The organism is Flexithrix dorotheae DSM 6795 (genome assembly GCF_000379765.1).
GTDB lineage: Bacteria > Bacteroidota > Bacteroidia > Cytophagales > Flammeovirgaceae > Flexithrix > Flexithrix dorotheae.
The window spans coordinates 83219-108066 of sequence record NZ_KB903432.1; the positions used below are offsets into that span (position 1 = coordinate 83219).

At 36.9% G+C, this 24848-nt stretch carries 18 protein-coding genes; 7 read left to right on the forward strand and 11 right to left on the reverse strand.

What is annotated here, in order from left to right:
* Window positions 1-110 precede the first annotated feature (110 nt).
* From A3EM_RS0107680 to A3EM_RS0107695, 4 genes are all read right to left on the reverse strand, one after another.
* Window positions 111-1343, reverse strand: a complete 1233-nt coding sequence (locus tag A3EM_RS0107680; RefSeq protein WP_020527610.1) for a cation:proton antiporter — start codon at window positions 1341-1343, stop codon at window positions 111-113.
* A gap of 188 nt (window positions 1344-1531) precedes the next feature.
* Complete coding sequence (locus A3EM_RS0107685; RefSeq protein ID WP_026210163.1) at window positions 1532-2626, reverse strand: alkene reductase; 1095 nt, start codon at window positions 2624-2626, stop codon at window positions 1532-1534.
* A 57-nt stretch (window positions 2627-2683) separates the two neighbouring features.
* The gene (locus tag A3EM_RS0107690) at window positions 2684-3433 is read right to left on the reverse strand and encodes an SDR family oxidoreductase (protein WP_020527612.1); all 750 of its coding nucleotides are present in this window, start codon (window positions 3431-3433) and stop codon (window positions 2684-2686) included.
* A 63-nt stretch (window positions 3434-3496) separates the two neighbouring features.
* A complete protein-coding gene (locus A3EM_RS0107695; RefSeq protein ID WP_020527613.1) occupies window positions 3497-4090 on the reverse strand; it encodes a TetR/AcrR family transcriptional regulator in 594 nt (197 codons plus the stop codon).
* A 249-nt stretch (window positions 4091-4339) separates the two neighbouring features.
* On the opposite strand from A3EM_RS0107695, the gene A3EM_RS0107700 reads away from it, so the two are divergent.
* Window positions 4340-5956 carry an ABC-F family ATP-binding cassette domain-containing protein gene (locus tag A3EM_RS0107700; RefSeq protein ID WP_020527614.1) on the forward strand — a complete coding sequence of 539 codons (1617 nt, stop codon included), beginning with the start codon at window positions 4340-4342 and terminating at the stop codon, window positions 5954-5956.
* Between the two features lie 62 nt (window positions 5957-6018).
* Here A3EM_RS0107700 and A3EM_RS0107705 read toward each other — a convergent pair whose 3' ends face one another.
* Window positions 6019-7548, reverse strand: coding sequence for a vWA domain-containing protein (locus tag A3EM_RS0107705; protein WP_020527615.1), 1530 nt, complete (start codon window positions 7546-7548; stop codon window positions 6019-6021).
* Between the two features lie 215 nt (window positions 7549-7763).
* Between A3EM_RS0107705 and A3EM_RS0107710 the strand changes: the two genes are divergently transcribed.
* The 3 genes from A3EM_RS0107710 to A3EM_RS45615 all read left to right on the forward strand — a co-directional run bounded on the left by A3EM_RS0107710 (window position 7764) and on the right by A3EM_RS45615 (window position 11856).
* Window positions 7764-8675: a hypothetical protein gene (locus A3EM_RS0107710; RefSeq protein WP_020527616.1), complete on the forward strand. Its 912-nt coding sequence runs from the start codon at window positions 7764-7766 to the stop codon at window positions 8673-8675.
* A complete protein-coding gene (locus A3EM_RS0107715) occupies window positions 8668-9297 on the forward strand; it encodes a hypothetical protein (RefSeq protein ID WP_020527617.1) in 630 nt (209 codons plus the stop codon). Before A3EM_RS0107710 ends, A3EM_RS0107715 begins: the two co-directional genes overlap by 8 nt.
* A 75-nt stretch (window positions 9298-9372) precedes the next feature.
* On the forward strand, window positions 9373-11856 hold the full coding sequence (locus A3EM_RS45615; RefSeq protein WP_020527618.1) for a mechanosensitive ion channel domain-containing protein: 2484 nt from the start codon (window positions 9373-9375) through the stop codon (window positions 11854-11856).
* 49 nt (window positions 11857-11905) lie between these two features.
* Here A3EM_RS45615 and A3EM_RS46885 read toward each other — a convergent pair whose 3' ends face one another.
* The 4 genes from A3EM_RS46885 to A3EM_RS0107740 all read right to left on the reverse strand — a co-directional run bounded on the left by A3EM_RS46885 (window position 11906) and on the right by A3EM_RS0107740 (window position 16539).
* A complete protein-coding gene (locus tag A3EM_RS46885; protein ID WP_020527619.1) occupies window positions 11906-13024 on the reverse strand; it encodes a DUF4291 domain-containing protein in 1119 nt (372 codons plus the stop codon).
* Between the two features lie 214 nt (window positions 13025-13238).
* Window positions 13239-14261, reverse strand: coding sequence for a pirin family protein (locus A3EM_RS0107730; RefSeq protein WP_020527620.1), 1023 nt, complete (start codon window positions 14259-14261; stop codon window positions 13239-13241).
* Window positions 14262-14849: 588 nt separating this feature from the next.
* On the reverse strand, window positions 14850-15590 hold the full coding sequence (locus A3EM_RS0107735) for a hypothetical protein (RefSeq protein ID WP_020527621.1): 741 nt from the start codon (window positions 15588-15590) through the stop codon (window positions 14850-14852).
* A gap of 85 nt (window positions 15591-15675) precedes the next feature.
* Complete coding sequence (locus A3EM_RS0107740) at window positions 15676-16539, reverse strand: helix-turn-helix domain-containing protein (protein WP_020527622.1); 864 nt, start codon at window positions 16537-16539, stop codon at window positions 15676-15678.
* Between the two features lie 77 nt (window positions 16540-16616).
* On the opposite strand from A3EM_RS0107740, the gene A3EM_RS0107745 reads away from it, so the two are divergent.
* The 3 genes from A3EM_RS0107745 to A3EM_RS0107755 are packed head-to-tail and all read left to right on the forward strand — an operon-like array spanning window position 16617 to window position 20539.
* Complete coding sequence (locus A3EM_RS0107745) at window positions 16617-18050, forward strand: nucleoside hydrolase-like domain-containing protein (RefSeq protein ID WP_020527623.1); 1434 nt, start codon at window positions 16617-16619, stop codon at window positions 18048-18050.
* A gap of 18 nt (window positions 18051-18068) precedes the next feature.
* Complete coding sequence (locus A3EM_RS0107750; protein WP_020527624.1) at window positions 18069-19514, forward strand: DUF1593 domain-containing protein; 1446 nt, start codon at window positions 18069-18071, stop codon at window positions 19512-19514.
* An 11-nt stretch (window positions 19515-19525) separates the two neighbouring features.
* Window positions 19526-20539: a nucleoside hydrolase-like domain-containing protein gene (locus tag A3EM_RS0107755; protein WP_026210164.1), complete on the forward strand. Its 1014-nt coding sequence runs from the start codon at window positions 19526-19528 to the stop codon at window positions 20537-20539.
* 26 nt (window positions 20540-20565) lie between these two features.
* Here A3EM_RS0107755 and A3EM_RS0107760 read toward each other — a convergent pair whose 3' ends face one another.
* Together A3EM_RS0107760 and A3EM_RS0107765 are read right to left on the reverse strand one after the other, a co-directional pair.
* The gene (locus tag A3EM_RS0107760) at window positions 20566-21564 is read right to left on the reverse strand and encodes a mechanosensitive ion channel family protein (protein ID WP_020527625.1); all 999 of its coding nucleotides are present in this window, start codon (window positions 21562-21564) and stop codon (window positions 20566-20568) included.
* A gap of 12 nt (window positions 21565-21576) precedes the next feature.
* Window positions 21577-24618: an ATP-binding protein gene (locus A3EM_RS0107765; protein WP_020527626.1), complete on the reverse strand. Its 3042-nt coding sequence runs from the start codon at window positions 24616-24618 to the stop codon at window positions 21577-21579.
* Window positions 24619-24848 lie beyond the last annotated feature (230 nt).

The window sequence follows — 24848 nt, forward strand, 5'->3', positions numbered from 1 at the left end:
GAGATTAAAATTTGGGAATAAATCCCAAAATTAAGGAATTTATTTTTTCTCCTGAGTCTTCATTAAATTAAATTCCGAAACCAAAAATCAAAGCATAGGAAAGATGGAAATCAGGTCCATTTTCGGATTACGGATTCAAAAGTTAATCCCTGGACAATAAGGGAAAGCAATACTACGGTGTAGGTAACAGCCAGGATAAGATCCTTTTCAGTTCCTGTATCCAGGGAAAGCGCCAGGGCGATGGAAATCCCACCTTTCAATCCTCCCCAGGTCATGATCCGCAGGGAATTTGGTTCAAATGTCTTTTTAAAACCCAAAAGATAAGAAGGAAAAGCCAGGGAAATATACCGTCCAACTATCAGAAGCAGCATGGAAACCAGCCCAATGATGACAAAATACAAATTGAAAGGAATAAGCACCAATTCCAGCCCGATTAATACAAATAGGATGGCATTTAGAATTTCATCTATCATTTCCCAAAATTTGTTGACATAATCCAGTGTGATTTTTGACATGGCACTTTCCTTACCTACATTACCAATAAGTAAACCTGCCATTACCATGGCCAGTGGGCCCGAAACGTGTATGGCACTGGCGAGGGCATAGCCACCCATTACCACCGCTAAAGTGATTAAAACTTCAGTTTTATAGTGGTCAATTGATTTCATGGCTTTTAGCCCGATATAACCCAATAACAAACCTAAAATCACCCCACCAAAAACTTCTACGGCAAACAATTGTCCTATATCCAGGGCATCTACATTTCCCATTCCTTTCCTGGCAATTTCCAGTATGGTAAGGAAAATTACTACGCCAACACCATCATTAAAAAGAGACTCTCCTGTAATTTTTATTTCTAATGATTTTGGCGCATTGGCTTTTTTCATAATGCCCAATACTGCTATAGGATCGGTTGGGGAAATTAGTGCACCGAAAAGCAAGCAATATATAAAATCGATAGGTTGCTCAAAAAGGACCAAAAGGTAATAAAGTCCTGCTCCTGATAAAAATGTGGAAATGATTACTCCAATGGTGGCAAAAGATAAAATGGGCCATTTGGAGGCTTTAAGTTTCTCCAGATCAGTATGTAAGGCTCCGGCAAAAAGCAGAAAACTCAAAAGAATTTCCAAAAGGAATTCAGAGAAATTAATGACTTCAAGGTGCCTGATTACCATTTCATAAAAACCAGGAGAAGATGCACCTACAATTTGCACAATCACCGATAATATCAATCCGGCAATCATTAAATTGATGGTGGTAGGCATTTTCAGGGTTTTCTGGTTGAGAAAGGTGAAAATGGCTGATATAACGATAATTGTTGAAAAAATTTCAAATAGCTCCATACTGAAAAATCAAATTTGGCTGCTATAATGATTATTTTTTGGCTTATTTACAAATGATTAGGATGAAATTGGCCAATTAAAAAAAGCCTCTCCCGAATCGGGAAAGGCTTTTGAAGCTAAAGTCAGATTAAACATGAATGTTTTTTGTCCGGAGGCTAATTTCCTGAATCCCTCCTATTAAAAATGCCTTAAGCGTAACTTTCATCCAGTACAGGATAGTCCGTATAGCCTTCTGCCCCTCCTCCATAAAATTTCTCCTGATTGGCCTCATTTAAGGGGGCATCCAGTTCAAATCTTTTTGGTAAATCAGGATTGGCAATGAATGGTACACCATAGGCTACCAATTCGGCTGTTCCATTTTTTAGAATTTCCTCACCATTGGTTTTGTTATATCCACCATTCACAATTCTAATCCCATCAAATAAATCTCCATAGTAACCTGAAACATCCTGAATTAATTCCGGGTGATCATCAATTGGCGCTAATGGGTTGATGAGATGGAGATAAGCCAGATTGTACGCATTAAGTTTTTGAATCACATAGGTAAAAAGAGCTCTGGAATTGGAATCACCCATATTATTGACAACTCCACTTGGGGAAAGTCTTAAACCTATATGTTCATTATCCCAGGCATCTATTGCCTCATCCAAAATCTGGAACAGGAATCTGGCCCTGTTTTCAATGCTTCCTCCGTATTCATCGGTTCTTTTATTGGAGATATCCTGCAGAAATTGATCGATCAGGTAACCATTTGCTCCATGAATTTCCACTCCGTCAAATCCTGCAGCTTTGGCATTTTCAACCGATTTTCTAAAGTCTTTTACTATAGCTTTAATCTCTGAAATTTCTAAAGCACGAGGTGTTTCAAAATCTACAAATCCCTGAGGGGTAAATGCTTTTCCTTCTGGTTTTACCGCAGAAGGGGCCACAGGTTTTGCCCCATTATGGTAAACCGGATGGGAAATTCTACCCACATGGAAAACTTGTAAAAATATTTTACCACCAGCTTCATGAACGGTTGAAGTTATTTTTTTCCATCCTTCAACTTGTTCTTCATTATGAATTCCAGGAGTCCATGGATAACCAATTCCCTGTGCTGAGACTTGAGTAGCTTCTGTAATAATTAATCCTGTCCCTGCACGCTGTTGGTAATACTCTGCCATAAGGTCGTTGGGAATTCTGGATTCTCCAGCTCGGCTTCTCGTCATTGGAGCCATCACGATTCTATTTTGCAAATCGATAGGACCTAGCTTAAATTTATTAAATAATAACGGATTGCTCATCTGATTTTTGATTTTTTGGTATGATTAATATTTGACCAGTCGTCTATTATTAGGCAATTAAACCTGAGTAAAACCACCGTCAGCTACCAATTCAGTTCCTGTAACATAACTAGAGTCTGAAGCTGCAAGGAATAAAGCTGCTTTGGCAATTTCATCAGCTACTCCAAATCTATTCAAAGGAACGCTTTGTTGGATTTGTTGGGCAAACCCATTTAATTCTTCCTCTGACATGCCCATTTTATCATAAATTGGAGTCTCAATTGGACCAGGACTGATGGCATTTACCCTGATATTTCTATGAGCTGCTTCCGAAGCAAAAGTTCTTGCCAATGATCTGACTGCGGCTTTTGTTGCGGCATAAACACTAGAGCCAGGCAGACCTTTCGTATTAACTCCTGAAGTAGTCAAAATTACGGATGCGCCATCATTTAACAAGGGTAATAATTTTTGGTAAGTGAAAAATAACCCTTTAAAATTAATATTGATTAAGTCATCAAATGTATCTTCAGGTAAAGCTTCAGCCGGGAAAAATTTAGCAATTCCGGCATTTAGGAAAAGGATATCGATTTTCCCTATAGAAACCTCAATATAATCCTTTAGCCTTTCAATATCAGCCAATTTTGAAGTATCTGATTTTAAGGTGATTACATTTTCTCCCAATTCCTTTTTGGCATTGGCCAGATTTTCTTCCGATCTTCCTGTAATCAATACTTTAGCTCCCTGAGCTATAAATGTCTTAGCGGTTGCCAGTCCGATTCCGGTACTTCCACCGGTAATTACTGCGATTTTGTTTTCTAATTTGCTCATGATTTTGATTTAGTTTGAGATTTAAATATATGACCAGTCGTCTATAAAACGACAAAATTTTTTTTACTTTAAAAGATATTCAAGAATAAATTTTTCATAAATATCCATAGCTTTTGGACTTTGATCCGCTTTTACCCGCATGATTGCTCCACGCCAGCTATTGTCTATAAAATTAGCGAGTTCATCAATGTCAAAAACATTCCTTATTTCTCCTTTTTCCACACCTTCTTGAAGACATTTTTTCAAGGGAATTAATCCATTTTCAATTTTATTTCTGATGAGCTGACCAAGTTTTTCGTTGACATCCGCCAACTCCTCACACATATTGCTCACAAAGCATCCTCTCTTACAATTTAATTTTTCCTTAATAAAATATTTCCTTTTTTGAATCATTGTTCTGATCCTTTCAAAAGGACTAATAGATTGATCGGAAAGTAAATCAAATTCCCATTTTCGGTTAATTGCATCATAATGGTTGATAGCCTCCATCACAAAATCCTCTTTGCTTGAGAAATAAGCATAGAAGGAACCCTTGGGAACGCCAGCAGCATTCACAATTTCCTGGATACCCGTGCCATTGTAACCTTTCTCCCACATAATTTCTGTCCCTTTCTCCAGCACTTCCAGACGTTTCTCTTCTGTTTTTGCTCGTCTCATGGTGTCTAAAATATGACCAGTCGTCTATATTGTCAAGTAATTCTAGGGATTATTTTTTATAATTACTATAAATTATTGATTATTAGTCATTTAAATTTGATTTAGTCATAGACTGAGTATTTCAGCCCTGACAGATAAAGTCTTTCGGGGTGGAATAAAATTCCCAAAGTAATGGATGAACTTTCCTGATTTCCAACTATTTCTCCTACTTTTGCACCTTCAAAATTTAAAGGCTATTTACAAAAAGTTATGATATCAGCTAATAATGTTTCGCTACAATATGGCAAAAGGATTTTATTCGATGAGGTAAATATAAAATTTACAGGAAATAATTGCTATGGCGTAATCGGAGCAAACGGTGCAGGAAAATCAACCTTTCTAAAAATATTGTCAGGGGAAATTGCTCCAAATTCGGGGAATGTAACTCTGGAACCCGGAAAGCGAATGGCTGTTTTAAAACAGAATCACTTTGAGTTTGATGAAGTTCCGGTGTTGGAAACAGTGATGATGGGGCATACTCATCTTTGGAAAATCATGAAGGAGAAGAATGAGATTTATGCCAAACCGGATTTTTCTGAAGAAGATGGAATCAGGGCATCGGAACTGGAAGCGGAATTTGCTGAAATGGACGGTTGGAATGCAGAATCGGATGCGGCTGCCATGTTGAGTGGGTTGGGTATTGTGGAGGCTGATCACTATAAATTAATGAAAGAACTGAATGGTACACTTAAAGTAAGAGTGTTACTGGCGCAGGCATTATTTGGTAATCCTGATATCCTTATTCTGGATGAGCCCACCAACGATCTGGACATTCAGACAGTTACCTGGCTGGAAGATTTCCTGCTGGATTTTAAAAACACAGTTATTGTTGTTTCTCACGACAGGCACTTCCTGGATACAGTATGTACACATATTGCAGACATTGATTTCCGTGCGATAAAAGTATACACTGGAAATTATACATTCTGGTACGAATCGAGCCAGTTGGCATTGGCTCAGCGATCTTCAGCAAATAAAAAAGCAGAGGAAAAGAAAAAAGAACTACAGGATTTTATTGCCAGATTTAGCGCCAATGCTTCCAAATCCAAACAGGCAACAAGCCGGAAAAAGCTACTGGATAAAATTAACGTGGAGGAAATCCAGCCCTCATCAAGGAAATATCCGGCCATTATTTTTCAACAAAACCGAACTGCTGGTGACCAGATTCTGGAAGTCAAAAACCTGAGCAAATCCCAGGATGGAAAAGTTTTGTTCAAGGATTTGGATATCAACCTGAATAAAGGGGATAAAGTAGCTATTTTGAGTAAGGACAGTATGGCGATTACTGCCTTTTTCAGAATATTAATGGAAGAAATTACTGCAGATACGGGGGAATTTAATTTTGGACAAACCATTACCAAAGCCTATCTGCCCAATGAAAATTCCGAATATTTTAAATCTGATGATAACCTGATTGACTGGTTAAGACAGTATTCGGATGATGAAAAGGATGAAGTTTATATCCGGGGATTTTTGGGTAAAATGTTGTTTTCAGGTGAAGAGACTTTAAAGAAATGCAATGTCTTGTCAGGAGGGGAGAAGGTGAGGTGTATGATTTCCAAAATGATGTTATCAGGAGCAAACCTGTTGATTCTTGATGAACCTACGAATCACCTGGATTTGGAATCGATTACCGCATTCAATAATTCTTTAATGAATTTCCCCGGTACGGTGCTGTTCACCTCTCATGACCACACTTTTACCAATACCATAGCCAACAGGATCATAGAAATTTCGCCCAATGGTTATATCGATAAATTGTGTAGCTACGATGATTTCGTAGAAAATGAAAACGTATTGAGTCAGCGGGAAGCTTTATGGGTGTAGGTAAATAAAACTTTTTATAAAAAAACCTCCTGTCCAATTAATGGCAGGAGGTTTTTTTGGTATCAGATATCTTGTAATTGTGCTGCTTTTTTAATCATTTCTAAAAATTCGAGCTCTATATCTTTGTCTTTATTTACCAAAGGTTCAGTGAATTCAAGCAAATCACGATAAGTCAAATTTTCTTTAAAGGAAGAATTTCTGAGTAATAGCCCGAATCCGGCAACCGAACAGGAAAATTTAAAATCTCTGGAAGCGGCTTCAAATGTTTTTGGCTGGTGAACAATATTGTGTGTTATTAAAGTGCTTTTGTCGTTATCTAATGGTTTATACCTGAATTTTATATGTCCTAATTCATTAATTCCATTTCCTGTTTTGAGAACTTTCTCCTGGTACTTCAAATCTATTCCGGAAGAATGAGTTTTATTTGCAGGAACAATCTCGTAAATAGCTGTAACAGTATGCCCGGCACCCAATTCTCCCGCATCTTTTTTATCATTTTCAAAATCTTTGTTTTGGAGTTGTCTGTTTTCATAGCCAATTAAACGGTAGGTAGAAACAAATTTTGGATTAAATTCGATTTGTATTTTTACATCTTTAGCTATGGCATACATGTTTGCCCTGAAGTCCTGGGAAAATACTTTTTTAGCCTCTCTCTGGTCATCAATGTAAAAATAGTTGCCATTCCCTGCATTACTGATCGCTTCCATTCTACCATCCTTCAAATTCCCCATTCCAAATCCACAAACAGTTAAAAAAACGCCACTTTCCCGCTTTTCTTGAATTAGCTTTAATAGGCCTTTTTCTGAAGTAATTCCCACATTAAAATCTCCATCAGAAGCCAGAATCACCCTGTTATTTCCATTAGGCATAAAGTTTTCCTTAGCCACTTTGTAAGCCAAATGAATTCCTTCCCCTCCAGCAGTTGATCCACCAGCCTCCAGTCTGTTGATGGCGTCATAAATTTCTGTTTTTTTGTGAGCAGGAGTAGAGGGAAGTACTAATCCCGCTGCCCCGGCATAAACAACCAGAGCAACTCTATCATTTTCATTAAGGTTTTCCAACAGAATATTTAATGATTTTTTGACTAATGGCAACTTATTCGACATTTCCATAGAACCGGAAACATCAATGAGGAAAACCAGATTACTAGGTTTCATTTCATCATCTTTAAGCCTTTTGCCCTGTAAGCCAATTTGTAACAATTGATTTCCCGGATTCCATGGACAATCGGCCGATTCAGTAATAATATTGAAGGGATGCTCTTCTTTTGGTTGAGGATAATTATAATCGAAATAATTAATCATTTCTTCAATTCTGACTGCATTTGCAGGAGGTAACTGTCCGCTAAAAATAAATCTTCTGATATTCGTATAAGCTGCATTATCTACATCGATGGAAAATGTAGATAGGGGCTGATCCAGAGAATTTCTGAAAGGATGCTCCACGATGGCATTATATTCTTCATCATTAGAGGACCAATAATCTTCTTCTTCCAGGGAAACATTTTCCATGTAATAATTACCTCCGCCATGTTGACAGGAAACCACAAGTATTAGCCCGAAAATCAAAGAAATTATGTTTCTAATTATCATAGTTAAATAGGTTTTAATGATTTTAATTTACTTTCTCCAAACCTATCTTTGAGCATCCAAAATCCTTTGTAAGGCGCTTGTAAAGCATTTGTAAATAGAACTACAATTATTTTACAAGTCCGGAATGATAAAAAAATGTAATTTTAGGAAAAGGAATTTAATCAGCTGAGGATCCCATCTATTTCCTTTCTATATTTGGTCAGCCCGATTGTTACATGAATTCAGAAGATTTAATATTTTTTTCCCGATTAAAAGATGAAATTTCCCAAAAGCTCAGGGAAACCTTTCCGCATTATCCGGAAGACTTGAGCACATGGAAAGGGCAGGAAATTTCAAATTTTCAGGAAGATTTAATGGAGAAAGCAGGTGGAAGAATAAGTGAGAAATGGTTTTATACCCATTTGAAAGGAAATAATAATCAACTTCCCCGAATTGATATTCTTAATCTATTGTGTCAGTATTGTGGGTATGAAGATTGGAGAGATTTTAAAGTTAGAAATCAAAAAATCAGTAAGCGTAATAGGCATGTATTTCCCTGGAAATTTGGGGTGGTAATAGGGCTAATTTTCGTGGTATCAATAGCCATTTATCTTTTCCCTTCTAAAAAGAAATATCAATTTTGTTTTGTGGATGAGTTTACCCAGGAAGCGGTTAATCCTTCTTCAGTGGAGGTGTTATTAATTCAAAATAAAGAATCGCCTTTGTGGCTTCATGCAGATGAGAACAGCTGCGTAGCAATAGAAACCAGAGAAGAGAAAATTCAGTTCATTGTAAGGGCAAGCTATTATTTATCTGATACCATAACCAGAGTTTTTAAGGAGGATTTTCCATATGAAAAAATCAAATTGAAAACGAATGAATATGCGCAAATGATTCATTATTTTTCTCATTCCAGGATTGAAGACTGGAAAAAAAGAAGAAAACAATTGGATGAAATCTTTGCAGATAATGCCCGAATCTATCAGGTAATTTCCACCAGTGGTGTTGGAATTGAATTATATAACAAAGAAGAATTTATTGACAAACTGACCATGCCACTGAAAAGTCTTAAGGAAATAGAAGTGCTGGAAACAATTTATACAGGAAACCGGATTTCAGTATTAAAGTTTACTCAACTCAATGAATAAATTTTTCAATACATATTATCTGATCTTAGGGATTTTACTGTTCTCGTGTGCTGCTAAAGATGAAGGAGACAGGAATATCTTTTTTGAGAGGAATATGAAACAGGAATTGATCAGTGAATTGGAAAGTGAATTTAATTCAGACAGGATTTCCAATAATCAAATTATGGGATTTAAGGTAAAAGGGGAACAAAAGGTAAAAGATTTTACGGATTATATTGAAATTATGTCCAATCCGGATTATCCTGAATTATTTATCAGAAAGGCAAAAGAAGAGGCCAAGCATCTCTTTAAAATAGATAGTAAATATATTTCCAATCAAAATAATTTTGAGGTTTCCATGGAGGAATTTATTGATGTACAAACATCAATAAATTTAGATGCTGCTGATATAGAGTTAGAATGGCTAAGTGAAAGTCAGGCTTTGAGTTCGGAAGGTAAATTGGGCATAATTCAGGCTGTAATCAAGACGGAAGAATTGGATAGTCCAGACCAAATTTTCACTTTTAATTTTAATATTTATGTTTTGAAAATTCCCAAGAAGTTCGGTGAGCAAATTTCAGAGGTGTGGGAAGTAAAACTTGGAAATCTGGAATTTGTAGCTCGCGAAATAATAAAGGAGTAAAAACCCTCTTAAAAAACTTCACATAAAACTCACTTTTGTGTAATTTGTGACTTGATTGTACATTTTTTTAATTAAATGAAAAACTACCTCTATTTATCAGCTACTATCATTTTTTTAATTCTCATCAGGGCTAATTCTGCCTTTAGTTTCCAGGAGGTTCAGCAGGATACTACCAAGGTAATCGAGGAAAATAAAAATGTAATACCTGGTTCTGCCATCACGCTTGAAGCTGCCGAAACCAGTAATTTTATCAGGAAAAGTGCTGAAAACATTAAGCAAAATAATCAGATTCCTGTTTTTGTTGTTTTGGTGGATTCTTTAAAGAGGGTGAAAAAGGAGGCACTTGATCTGGAAGCTGCTGATTCTGTTTCCAATCTATCGATAAGGGAGTTGGACAGTAAGCAAAAATCATGGACTCTTATTGGTAGAAAAGCCACAGATGTTCAGAAAATGATTTCTTCCTATATCCAGAAACTTGAAAAGGAAAAAGAAGAATTAACTAAAGTCAAAAACCGATGGGTGGAAACCAGGAATGCCTATGGTGAAAAAGAATTATCGGAGGCCCTTGCAGCACGGCTGGATACCACCCTTTTGGAAATTGATACCCTTGAGCAATTTGAGAACCTTAAACTGGATTCCACATTCAAATTATTGGACGAATTATCCCAGATTTCTATTGAAGTTGATAATAGAATAAACCTTTACAGGGATGCGCTAATCGGGAACCAGGGAAAACTATTCCAAATTCAGGATGTGGGTTTTATTGAAAAATTTAGAGAACCTGAAGATTCAATTTCTTTCAGGCTTCAAATGAAATACTATTTTAAAGATTCCAAAGCTGAATTTGAAAAGTATTACATCGTTGAAAAACAACTTTTTGAAATTCATCTTATCATTACCCTGATTTTGTTGGCTATTACCTTAACTGCCTTATTTGTACAACGAAAAAGAGCGGAAGAACCGAAAGAAAATTATTTAAGATTATTCCAGAAAATTGTAAGACGACCATTTTCTACTACAATTATCTTAAGCATTTTTGTAGCAATATTTCTATATCCCTCCCCCCCTGATTTATTGCTAAAGGCGATTGCTTTTTTATCGGTAATACCTTTGGTTGTCATTCTCCTCAAACTATTTCCAAAGAGATATTATCCCTATATTTTAACATTAGCAGGATTATACTGCCTGTTAATAATTGATGACATGACGATTCCCGGAACCCGTGATTCAAGGATTTTATTATTTGTGATGAATGTAATTGAATTTGTGGCTCTGTCATTTTTTATTTTTAGGAAGGAAGGACAAAATGAAAAAGGAGCATATCGATTTTATATCATATTCTCAGTATATCTGCATTTCCTTTTTTCAATTGTTGGATTAATGGCCAATTACCTTGGCGCCACTCAGCTCGCCAAACTAATTACTTTTTCAATGGTGAGAATTGCCTACAACGGTTTGGCATTTTATGCAGGTGCAATTGTGGTGAGTTCGATATTCACCATTTTATTTAGAGGAGGATGGATTAAAGTTTTTAACTCCATAAAAAACAATAATGACATCATCGTTCGCAAACTGGCAAGTGTTACTAAATTGTTCTTCTTCATTTTATGGATGCGGTCTGTGCTTAGAATTTACGGAGTGGAGACCATTTTTGTAGAAGGTTTTTTAGAGTTTTTCTATACTTCCTATGAATTTGGAACTGCAAGTATTTCTGTGGCCAATGTTTTTTCCTTTGTTTTTACCATTTGGCTTTCGGTTTTCATAACCAGAATCATCAGGGCGATTCTGGAAGATGAAATTTTAGACAGGCTCACCCTTCCGATTGGAGTACCCAACACCGTTTCTATGATGGTGCGTTATTCCCTGATTACGTTAGGGTTTTTTCTGGCAGTAGCCGCAGCAGGGATTGAATTAACCAGTTTGAGCATCATTTTCGGAGCTTTTAGTGTGGGTATTGGCTTTGGGCTTCAGAATATATTTAATAACCTGGTTTCGGGTATTATTCTGGCATTTGAGCGTCCTATCAAACTTGGGGACACGGTAGAAGTCGGCAACCTGATAGGAACAGTAAAAAGTATGGGTATGCGATCGAGCAATGTTCGAACTTTTGAAGGAGCGGAAGTCATTGTACCCAATGGTCAATTGATCTCAAAAGAAGTGGTCAACTGGACCCTTTCCGATCAACACAGGAGGATTGAAATTATGGTAAGAGTCTCTCATGATTCCGATCCACATGAGGTTTATGAAATTCTCCTTAAAATAATTTCCAACCATCAGTTTGTATTGCTAAACCCTAATCCAGGGGTTTATTTCCAGGAAATCACTGAAGATGCGCTGCATTTCCGTCTGCTTTTCTGGACCAGTAATTTTGGAGAGTGGATAAGAATAAGAAGTGATATTTATTTTTCCATTTTCGATGAATTAAAAACCAGAGGAGTAAAAGTTCACTTTCCACAAAGAGAACTTTCCATCCGAACAGTGGAAACGAATGGAGTTCAGAAAATTCAAAAGCCCATGGAGGAAAAAACGGAAAAACAAAAAGAGGAAGAAAATGAATAATAAACCTGGCACAATCATGCGATTATGCCTTGTAGACCCATTTTTATTCCTAATACAGATACCAAAAAGCTCTATTATGGATATCGTTGTTTAGATATTCTTTCGAGAAGTTATTAGAATAATATTCCACAGGTTTTTCCTCAAATTTTTCCTTATTCTGATTTAAATATTCAATTGTTTTTTCAAAACCCAACGGATAAAAAACCATTTCGGCATCAAATCCACACCAGGTATCGAAATCTGCTAATTTTGCTTCCATTATCAAATCTAAATCTTGGGATGATTTATTTTTACTTGCAAAATAACTAAACATTAAAAGATCTTCACACATTATATCATTTCCCGATTTTCTATAATCTATAGCTTTTCTTAATAGAAATCTTGAAAAATTTTCATTTCTATAGTTTTTGATAAAATCAATAAATTCATTTCTCAATTTACCATCCAGCAATAATTGCTCGAAATCATGATCACTAATTTCTCCATTATTCAGGTATGTTAATTGTAAATTTTGAATTTCTTCTGAGATGAAATTTTCTTTAATGGAAAATTTACTCTTCAATGTTGCTCCTATCTCAACAATTGATTCATTAATAACAAAAAAGTTATCTTTATCACCTTCAAGATTTTCTTTTTGCTTTTTTACAAAAGAAGTAATATCAATAATTTTCTTGATATAATCCGAGTTAAATTTTTTTAGTTTTTCTCCTTTTATTCCTATTTGAATGGCTCTTCTTTCTAATTTGTCACCATGAGGATTATGATCCGGGTCCCATTGAATTCTTACTTCACTTTTTGCAAGTTTTTCCTTCCAGGATTCTTTGTTTGTGTATTTTTTATTTTTGAAACTTGAATACACACCTTCCTTAAGTAAATCACAAAACCCTTCTTTGGACATCTTAATGGCTAATATTCTTTCTTGATTGGGTTTAGTTGCCCATCCGGCTCGATACATCATCCACAAGAAGTTTGGTTTAATCCATGTCATTCTGGAAAAACTATATGAGTTGCCCCCAAACTTTTGATTTGAAACTGCATAATCAGCTATTTGGTCATTAAAGGCTTGGTACACAATTATGGAATCACCTGTTTCTTGGCCGAGAATCCAATTTCCTTTTTGTGGTAACCCTCTTTCGTATCTACTGTATGGGATTGTTTCTAAATTCATTTTTATTCTTAGCTCAAAACTGGTTTAATGGTTACACTTGGAGCTAAAAATTAAATTGAAAATTTACATCAAAGTTCTTTGACTGTGTGATTTTAGCTTTAAATGTTTTTTAGAAAGTTATTTTGTAAACACTACGAAGATAGGACCTTCAGTCTTTTAATTTCAACTAAATATTAAGGCCCATGTGGGCCTTGTACTCATGATCTTCAATAAATTATCCTTCCTTTTCTTCCAATCTACCATCTGCATGTTTGGCAAACCGGCCTTGTTCCCGGGGGTGCACATGATCGTGTTCTGGCCAGGGCCAGCCCCCAAATTGAGTTTGTTGAAAATCCATCATGGCCTGCTGAATTTCAGCCTGATAATTCATTACAAAAGGGCCATACTGGGCAACTGGTTCCCCTATAGGTTTGCCTTGTAATAGTAAAAGAAAACTTTCTTCTTCCCCGTTTTCAATAGTTACCTCAGCGGTGGAAACCAACTCCACACCGTGATAAGGGGCAATTGACTCTCCTTCTATTTTCAGGTTATTTCCAATATAAGAATAGACCGTGCGGTTAATGTCATTCTTACTGGCTGGAATTTTCCATTTAGCTCCATTTTCCATTTTTATGATCCAAATACCCACTTCATTTTTAGGATCAGCCGCCCAGGAATCCGGGGCAGGTTCGGGAGCTTGTAAATCGCCAATTTTTCCGGCTATAATGTCTACGGAAATCTTTTTCCCATTTTCATCGGTAGCCTCATAAGTTGGAATCGTATCTCCCCAAAGCATGGCAAAATGGGGTTCAGCCATTTTTTTAGCCTGGGGAAGATTTAGCCAGATTTGAAATAATTCCAATGGATTACCATTTTCCTTATTCAGTAAAGGAAACATTTCTGAATGTTGAACACCTTTCCCCGCAGTCATCCACTGCACATCCCCGTTCCCAAATCTTCCGGCTGCTCCCAGAGAATCGGAATGGTCTACTAGTCCCTTTTTCACAATGGTAACTGTTTCAAAGCCCCGGTGAGGGTGGGCGGGAAAGCCCGGTACTTTTGTACCATGATACATTCGCCAGCCATCTTTTACCACAAAATCGTTTCCCAAATGCCTTCCTGATAATGAGGCATCAGGACCCATTTCATCATTTCCTGAAGGATAGAGATCTGCATGATGCACACAAAAAAGAAAGGGATCGCTGGTTTCCCAGGGAAAGCCAAGTGGTTTAATTTTTTTTATAGCCTTTGAACTCATGGTTAATTTTGGTTAGAAAGGAGTGACTAAATTTAAAGTTAATTTATACAACCAAAATTGAAAGAACAAGTTCAGGGAAATTTGATTTTTCAGCAATGTTGAAAAAATAACATCCACTTTCCTGATAATTAGTGATACGATCGCCTTTCTCGAGCATGCTTCTTTCAAAGAGGAAGGTAAAGGAGAAGATCCGGCAATGAAATTGAGGATTTTGAATGGTCGAATTGTAATCAATTGAACACCTACTTATAGCCAATTGATTAAAAGCTTCTTATGTTATTTTTTGGTACTTTTGACTTGACTCAAAAGTACCAAAAACTCAAGACTGTGGACAAATTCTTAACGCAATTTGACCAAGGTCATTAATATTGATTAAGTTACTGATTAATAAATGCTTGCGAGTTTTTTCTTTTCATTTTGAATTAAAAATATTTTTGTCAGTTGTTTAAATCCCAAAAACCTCAGGTTAAGTAGTAATTTAAAATTAATTGTGTGTTATCTTGGCATAAAAGACTGATAGAGAGATTACTTTTTCTCGGAAATAATAGTATCTGGTGTGGAGCACCCGGTGTGGAGCACTGGTGCTTATCAGGCTGTGGCTCCAATTTTTTGTTTTCCTTTTTTCATAGAAAATAATTGTTTGAGGGAGAAAAAATGCATGGAATAAGCGAGCGGAACCAATAACCCTGGCAGCCAGATGATGGGAAAAGTGGCTACAATCACATTGGAAGGTTCATTCATAAAATAGCGGAAAGGCAAAGGCATAGACAAGATGGCCATAGCCACAATATTAAATAAAAGTGCTAGTCCCAAAAAATTATAAATAATGGCCAGGTTAATATTCATTCGTCCATTTCCAAAACAAATGTATGCGAATATGGGCCCGGTAATTCCTGCAATTACATCCCAATTTCTGCCCTCAAAAGTCAAATGAATGGGGAATAGATTGTCTATAAATAACATCCAAAGCAGAATTTCCACAAAAACCCGGAAGCTCTGAATATACAGGAGCCAGGCTGGAGGAACTGTTTGAAGGAATTGTGAAAATTTTTTAGAGAATACTAAAGCTAGAATAATTGCCAGAGGAACAAAAAGATTGATAAACAGCTTTGGTGGCATAGATTCGAAATCTGAGAAAAATCCCAGCCAGGCTAAAGTTCCGGAAATTGCAGCCCACCCAATGATTATAGCTGCAGTCCTGAAAAGAATAGTTTTTCGCTTATTGCTTTCAGTTCGATCGCGAATTAAAACTTTATTCAATCCCCAAAGGACAATGGAAATGCAGGCAATAGTCAGAAAAATGAATCCTAATTGTGTGATGAAGTACATATTGCTATGGTTTTTTTCCAAATATGTGGCAATTGAAATTAAGGATTGATGACCAATATTGCTAATTTTTAAATTTGAATAACAATTACTCCTGATACTTTTTCCTATATTCTCTTGGCGTACAATTGCATATCAGTTTAAAAGCAGCATTAAATCTTCCGATAGAATTGAAACCCGATTCGAAAGCGATAGAGGTAATTTTTTCTCTGGTCACAGAAAGCATTCTTTGTGCATTTAATACCCTTTGCTTAATGACATATTTATTCAGCGTAGTACCAAAGGCTTTTTTAAAAATAGCATTGGCATAATCTGGATGTAAACCGATATATGCCGCAATATCAGCTGTAGTGATGGAGTTAGCATAATTTTTAGCAATGAATATTGCCATTTTTTCCACTGAGGAAATAGCAGCCTGGTTAATACTTTTAAGTTGGGAGTGTGGTTTTTCAAAACCTCCGGAGTCCAGTGCAAATCGTTTTAATCTTCCCTGAATTTCCAGTGTGGCAATTTCTTTTCGTTGATGGTCACTACTTTTAAAATCATTCACCCAGTTTTGAAAAATGTAATGATCATATTCCCAACCGGCATCTGAATTTGGAATTTGGATTTCACCTTTGATGAGTTTATCCACAAAAGATTCCGGGAAATTCCATTCCATAAATTGTCTGAGCGGAATGGTACAAACAAAATAATGGGTATTTTCTTCAAAATCTATGATCTGATGGGGAACAAGTGCCCAGAATAGAATCAGTCGTTTTTCCGGAATTTTTATTTTCTGATCATTAACCAGATAGGTAATTGAACCCTTCGGAAAAAAATTCAGCTCAATTTCATTATGCCTGTCGGGTTTATCCATGATGCTTGGAGTCCAAAGGCTACAAGCCATTCCATATGGTTTTAGCTCAGGCCTGTTTCTATCAAATTGCTGAATAATCTCGGTAATTGGCATATTTTAGTAAAATTTCAGGTGGTTTATGCTTAAAATCGAGTCTAAATTTAAGCCTTAAATTAGAATAAACGCGAAATATGAAATTGAAAAAAATGCTTTTTATGGCAGTGCTATTTCTTTTTGGAGCTGAAATAGCCAATTGCCAGGTTGTTGAAACATCTGGAAAACATCGGGTATTGGTATTGACGGATATTGAAAATGAGCCCGATGATGCGGAATCCCTTGTCCGGTTTTTAGTGTATAGCAATCACTTCGATGTAGAAGGGTTGGTAGCCACTACTTCCACTCATTTGAGAAATAAAATTGCCGATTGGCGTATTCATGAAATTGTGGATGCTTATGGTAAAGTAAGGGATAACCTGGAAAAGCACGAGCAGGGTTTTCCTACTTATCAATATTTGAAAGAGCGGATAAAAAAAGGAATACCTGAATATGGGTTGGCAGGAGTAGGAGAGGGGAAGGATTCTGAAGGTTCTGACTGGCTAATTTCCGTAGTAGATAAAAATGATGAAAGGCCTGTTTGGGTAAGTATTTGGGGTGGGGCAAATGTACTTGCGCAATCCCTGTGGAAAGTGAGGCAAACCAGAACGCAGGAAGAGCTTGAGGAATTTGTTTCCAAAATCAGGGTTTATACTATTTCCGATCAGGATGATTCTGGTTTTTGGATTAGAAAGGAGTTCCCAAATCTTTTCTATATTGTAAGCCCGGGCGAGAATTACCGGCATGCTACCTGGTCGGGGATTTCCGGAGAACCTCAGTACGGATTTGCCTCCGGAGCGGATACTACCCTGGTGCAAAATCCATGGCTTAGGGAAAATATTATGGAGAACCACGGCCCACTTGGAGCGGAATATCCTGAGGTAGAATATGCCATGGAAGGGGATACGCCTAGTTTTTTCTCCTTAATTAATAATGGTTTGAATGTAGCCGAAAAACCTAATTTTGGCGGTTGGGGAGGCAGATATGAATTGTATCAGCCACGATTTTTGGCTTACAGACAACTGGAAGATAAAGAACAGGAACCACGCCCAATCTGGACGGACGCCATGGATGAAGTAGTGGGAATTGATGGCAGGGTTTATATCGATAACCACGCCTCTATTTGGAGATGGCGGGAAGCTTATCAACATGATTTTGCCGCCAGAATCGACTGGACCATTTCCGATGTTAAGGAAGCAAATCATCCACCGGTCCCTCAAATTGAAGAAAAGGAAAGCTATAAAGTAAATACCGGATCCTCCATTTCCTTTGATGCATCCGTAAGTACTGATCCTGATGGTGATCAATTAACTTATAATTGGATTCATTACCCGGAGCCGGGAAATTACCACAATGTAAACTGGAGACCATTAAAGTTTGAGGGAACACAAACTTCAAAGTTGAAAATGATTGTCCCCGATTATGTGAAGATTGAAACACCTCAGACAACTCACCTTATATTGGAAGTTACGGATAATGGAAATCCTTCACTAACCAGATACAAAAGGATCATTGTAACGATAATGCCTTAATTTTAAATTTAAGTCCAAATGAAAAAATATACTGGCCAGTTTTTATTAGTTCTACTACTAATTTCATTGAATTTTAATCCGGAAAATTTATTTGCTCAATCCATTGAGAAAAACAGGGTAATTATTTTAACAGATATTGAAGCGGATCCTGACGATACTCAGTCTCTAGTGCGGCTACTTTTATATGCCAATGAAATTGATATAAAAGGAATAGTAGCTACCACTTCCTGCTGGCATAAAAACAGGATAGATCCGGAATCTATTCGAAAGGTTATTCGTGCCTATGGAAAAGTGCAGCCGAATTTATTGAAGCATGCACCTGGTTTTCCGGAAGAGGAAACTTTATTAGGATTAGTAAAGGACGGCCTGCCGGAATACGGGATGCTAGGTGTAGGAGATGGAAAAGATTCAGAAGGTTCCGACTGGATTTTAAAAGAACTGGAAGAACAGGATGATCGTCCACTTTGGATTTCAGTTTGGGGAGGCGTAAATACATTGGCACAAACACTGGATAAAATTAAGAAAACAAAATCAAAGGCAGAGGCCAAAAAATTGATGGCAAAACTCCGGGTTTATACCATTTCTGATCAGGATGATAGTGGAATTTGGATTAGAAATAATTTTCCTGATTTATTTTATATCGTAAGTCCCGGAGATGATTATGGAAGTGCCACCTGGAATGGCATAAATAGTTATGTGAAGGGCATAGATAATGAATCAATCAGCAATGAGTGGATCGCCCAGCATATTCAACAAGACCATGGTCCATTGGGAGCGGTTTATCCCGATGTGGCCTGGGGGGTAGAAGGAGATACTCCGGCTTTTTTATCTTTGATACCCAATGGGCTGAATGCATCGGAACACCCTGAATGGGGAGGTTGGGGTGGCCGCTACGAACACTATAAACCAGATTTTTCGAAACAAAAAAAAGGAAGATCAGGGGTGCCGTTTGAGTCTGAAACTAGGGCCATCTGGACTAATGCAGTTGATCATTATACCCCTTATGTTCCGAAATCCTATGGACGGACAGTTGGAAAAGATACGGTTAGCTTCGAAAATAACAAAGTATCATTATGGCGATGGAGAGATGATTTTCAAAATGATTTTGCCGCCCGAATGGACTGGTGTACAAAAGCTTATGAAGAGGCCAATCATCCACCAGTTCCGGTTTTAATGCATCCTGAGGAAATTACTGTAAAATCAGGAGAAGGTTTTGATTTGGATGCTTTTGATTCTACTGATCCGGACGGAGATAATTTGAGTTTTTTGTGGTTTAGTTATCCGGAAGCCGGTTCTTATCCAAAAAGAATCGAAATTTCAGCTGAAAATGTACATGGTGTTTATGTAACGGCCCCGGAGGTTAAGCAAAAAGAAACGATCCATTTTATTCTAAAAGTTTCGGATAAAGGAACCCCCGTTTTGTCAAGATATAAGCGGGTGATTGTAAATGTAATGCCTAAATAAAATCAATACCAATGATTAAAAAGATATTCATTTTTACGCTGATTTTCCTGGTTTCCATAATTTGTAATGCCCAAAAGCCAAGTGTATTCATCCTCACTGATATTAATCTGGTGGGTGGTGATCCTGATGACAGGCAATCTTTGATTCATGTTTTGTGGTATGCTAATGAATTGAATATAAGGGGAGTTGTTCCCGATTACTGGAATGGGAAAAGTCAGGAAGCCTGCCAGGAAACTATAGAAATTTATGCAAAGGATTTTGTGAGCTATGGTTTTAAGAAAAAGGGTTATCCTGAACCGGAGCAGGTAGAAAAATTAATCGCGAAGGATGAAAATGATGCCATTGAAAGACTGAAAAATGAAGCTGAAAATTCGGAATCGCCATTGTATGTATTGGTTTGGGGACAAATGATTACCCTAAAAAAAGCACTTTTCACTTATCCCGAAATCTCCTCAAAAATCAGGGTACTATCAATTGGCACAGGCTTAAAATACGGACCAAAAGACGAAGTTCCCGGAAAAGATTGTACAGTTTCGAATTGGAATGGAAAGGGTAGAGATGAGATTTATAAGGATCCAAGATTTCAACAAATGTGGTGGCTGGAAAGTAACTGGACCTATAATGGCATGTTTATGGGCGAAGAACCGGAACAAATGTTTGAACAACTTCAGGCTTATGGGAAAATGGGTAAGCATATTAAAACTGTGACAAAAAATCATTCCTGGGCACATTATTTCCGTGTGGGTGACACCCCTACGGTGTTATATTTAATCGACCCAAATCACAATCCCGATCTTCCGGAAGAAAGTAGCTGGGCCGGCAAATTTAAAAAGCCATTTCCCCATTCCCGGCCCAATTATTTTACCGATGATAATGGGGAAATAGAATGGGATTATGCAGATCCCTGCAAAACCTGGGGAAACCTGAAGGAAATGTATGCTTACAATAAAAGTACTTTACATTCCAGAAGAGCCGAAATGTATGAAAGTCTGTTGGAAAAATTGAATTCGCTTTATGGGAAATAAATGGTAAAAATACCTAAGGGGGGAATTTAATTCACCTCCTTAGGATCAATAATTCCCTGGCTGATTAATTCCCGCATCACAATTTCGGTCATGTCACTTTTGAAGGCAAATTCGTAGCGAATATCCATCACATAGGCTTTCAGCCTCATTTTCAGGTACGATCTTCTTTCTTTTACTTCATTAAAAAAAAGAACCGCTATAGGCTTATCCAGAAAAATAAACCGGGAAACTTTGGCGGCCTCGGTAGCTATACTTCTTACTTTTTCGGTATCTACCGTAATGGGGAGATAGAGTTCGGCCACCACCTGGCAGTTGGATTCTCCCGCATTGGAGTTGGAAAGGGACTGATTCATTAGTTCCCCGTTGGGAATACTGACAATAGAATCATCAGCAGTTACGATTCTGGTGGATCGCAGTCCTATTCCAATTACTTCTCCGTAATAACTTCCTACTTCAATTTTATCCCCTACCAAAAATGGCCGGTCAATGAGAATAACAACTCCACCAAAGATATTTTTTAGAATATCCTGTGAGGCAAAACCCACAGCTACTCCAATGGAAGCTGAAAAAGCAATTAATGTGGCGAGTGGAGGCTGAAATATGCCTTCTACTATTATAATTGTGAAAATTATCCAGGAGACCAACCTGACGATAGGAATAGTACTTTTTATCGTAACCCTGTGTAAGGCGCTTCTCTCTGCCCAGGCCTCCAGTGCCTTCCGGATCATTCTAATGACAAAGAAAGTAATTAGAAGGAAAACAATTGTCCAAAATATCTTATTGAAGGAAAAAATGTTTTCAATTTTGGGTGGCTCCAGAATTTTTTCCCGCAGCTTTTCCTTATCCGCCCTGCTTTCATTGGCCTCCCTTTGTAAAGTATCGAGCTTAGAAATAATTACGGAAAGGCTGTCGTTTTTACTGATTTTTTCCTGAACAGAATCTGCAGGATTTTGGGAAAAAACCTGGTAGACCAGCCCAAAGGAAAGCAGTAAAAAACAATATATCTTTAAATTTTTCTTCAACATTTTAATCTCCGCTTAATAAATAAGGTTTTTGGCTTTTAGCAAGATAACTATCTGGCTGTATAGCAGTGGATTGATAAAATAATGGTCATTTTTATAAATAATCAAACCATCATCAAAAAGCAGGGTGAATTCCTGCCGCACAGTTTCCTTCCCCTGATTAAGTATTCGCGCATAGTTCTCCTGTGTAAGCCCATCGTGAATCAATAATGCATGCAACAAAAATATTTTCTTGGTGGAAAGGGCATTCAAAAAGCTAAAATCAAGATTCCTTAAAGTAGAAATATTAATGGTATCTTCCAGGATTTCCTCTGTTGATCTCATCCAGAAAATTAGGGCCAGGCTGATATTACTTCCTGTAAACTTATTCAGGAATGAAAAATAATCTTCCTTTAAATAAGCCTGACTTTCTTCCTGATCCATTTTGGCTAATTTCTTTCCGGAAATAACTAATGGATCTGGTTTATAAAAGATATTATACCCACTCATTTTATGTCTTTTCAGAATGATGTCCGCAATTTTTTGTGAAGTCAGTTCTTTGAGCCTGATGGTATAACCGAAATAATCACTGATGTCTAAAGCTTTATCCAGATAATTCCAGGCGTAAACCGTACAGGTACAAATCCAAAAATGCTTTTTGTTGGTTTTTGACATCAATTCCACAAAATATTTTATCCCGATAAAACCTCCTACCATCCTTAAGAACAGATTTTGAATGTCTTCCATCCGAATGATCATTTTTTCATTATAATCATTCAGGTAAGCAATTAAATCTTCCAGGTTTGTGAAATTTCCATCGGGAAAAGCCTCCTGAAAAAACTGAAGAAATTCCTCTTTGTTGGTTATTTGTCTGGAAACTGTTAATGCTTTTACCGAAAATTTTTCATTGTATTTTTTTAAAAATGAATTGACAACAGTAGTGTTCCCGCTTCCTTTTTCACCGATGACTACACTGGGCACGTATCTGTACAGCTGCCAATTGTCAAAAGCCAGTTTTAGCGCTGCAGTTTCTTCTTCTCGGGTATCTACCAGAATACTATCGGTAATGGAGTCACTTTTAAAAAGACGTTGGTAAACGTATGGAAGTCTGGCAGTAGCCTCTTCCGTAGCCGCAAGGTAATCGGATATTTCGGTACTGATTTTAGAGGCTCCTTTTGACAGCCCGATTAATTCCTTAAACCATTCATACCGTTCGCTCAAATATTCCAGCCCTTCCCGGGAAGATTTGATAATTTGTGGAATCAGGTTTTTGATGTAAGCAATAGTCTCTTTCCTGACCGCTTTAGCTTTGTTGATCGCTTTGGCTTTGGTAATGACTATTTTGAGCTTGAAAATATTCTCTGTATTGGTAAAGGAAATGATTTTGTTCACAAAACCCAGAAGCCCTTCGCCTAATTCCTGAGCAAAAATTTCTTCAGATTGAATAAGGTCCTCTTTAATATCTTCCGTTCTTGCCAATGCCCTTTTCAATCCATCTTCGGCAATTTCTTTTCCTTTTGCCAGCTGGTAATCGGGAGTGGTAGAATTTTCAATGGCAGTGGCCAGGTTGTAGTCGGCTATGCTATCCAGTTCTCCAATTTCCTGTATCAGTTTATTTACCGTCTGTAATAATCTTGCCTTTACTTTTTTACTGACTTTAAGTAAGGAAGGCAAACTTTCAAAGTTGATTAATTCGTGCGGAGAAATCTTGGAAAATTCTTTATCAGAGATACTTTTGTCATATTTTGCCAGACTTGTAAGGGTACGATTTTTTTTCATGCCCTGCACCTGGTTTTCAATCTCCAATTCAATCTGCCCTACCATTTTGGGAAAATCCTGCTCCAGTAAAGCCCGGGTAGCAGCAGGAAGGTTTTTATTGGTCAGTTCCTGCTCAATAAGCGATTTTTCCTGAGTTAATAATTGGTTAAAAGTTTTGACTCCTTTGCCTTTAAAATTTTGGACTTTTGCAATTAAATCATTGAAAAAGGTTTCAATTTGCTCTAATTGAGGAATTACATTGTCATTTACTTTTTTATTATAGATACCCTTTTGTTCATAATAAGTATCTACCACATTAAACACAAGATGATAAAGGTCCAGGTCTAGCCGCCAGTCTTCATAAAGAGTAAAAAGAGTATTATTCCATCCTTCCAGTTCACTATTGTATTCTTTTTTTAGTGAGTTTTTCAGCCTGTTAATGGCCCTGTCTGAAAATTTCCGTTTTGATAATTCAAGGGTACCAACCCGATCAATTGCCGAAAAATATTTTTGTTCTATTTTCTCAAAAGCACTACTCAGGTATTTGGGAAGATCTTTTTTCTGATCTTCTAATTTCCCGGATAGTAGGTTAAATTTTTCGGCCAAAGCATTTAAATCAACAGGATCCCATTCATCAAAATTATTGGCGATGGAGAGGTCGATAAAACTTTTGTTTAGACCTGACAAACTCTCCCAAACAGACAAATTGGTACTGTTAATACTCAAATAAATATCCTTGATGAGTACCTTAAGCTCAGTCATCATTGCACCATAGAAATAATAATATGCGATATTTCTCATCGGAACCTGATGTCGCCAGCGTTTGGGAGGTTTTGTTTTTCTTTTAAATAGTTTCCGAAAGCTATTCGAAACTTTTCCAGGGAATTTAGAGAAATAATACCTGGTTTTTTTTATCCTTTTTGCCCCTTTAAGGAGAAAGGAATCTTCTTTTTGAGGATAAAATCTTTCCTTTCCCTGTAAAAGGGTAATATCTTTTATAATATACGAATTGGTATATCCTTCGAACTGATTGATGAATTCCTTAAAATTTTCATCAAAATCATTTTTTTCCAATTGACCATAACAGCCATCAATATGGGCTGAAAAATCATCCTGAAGCTGAATGAGTTCATTCACTATTTCAATCAGCGCTTTTTCTTTAATGTGCCTGGAAATATTCCTTTCACGATTTTGGAAAATTTGGCAACACTTTTTGATAAAGGAGATTTGTTCATCAAGTCGCTGTTCAAAAACAGGAATGAAGTACGAATTCAGTAATTGGAAGGAATTCTCGCTTATTTTTCGAATGCTTTCACCCATCTCCTTTTTTATATAATTTCAGTTTTTATCTTTTTAAAAATGCTTAGGCATTTTATCGCAAAATTGGAATACGCTTAATTATGGTATCCGTCACATTTATACAGTCGAAACTTTAAAAATTCCTCTGAATGCCTTTCAAATAATCCTTAAAAAGGATTTCTCAATAAATATATAAAAAATGAGAAAAAAAAGGGTTGGTACTACTTTGTTAAGGAACGAATGATTATTTG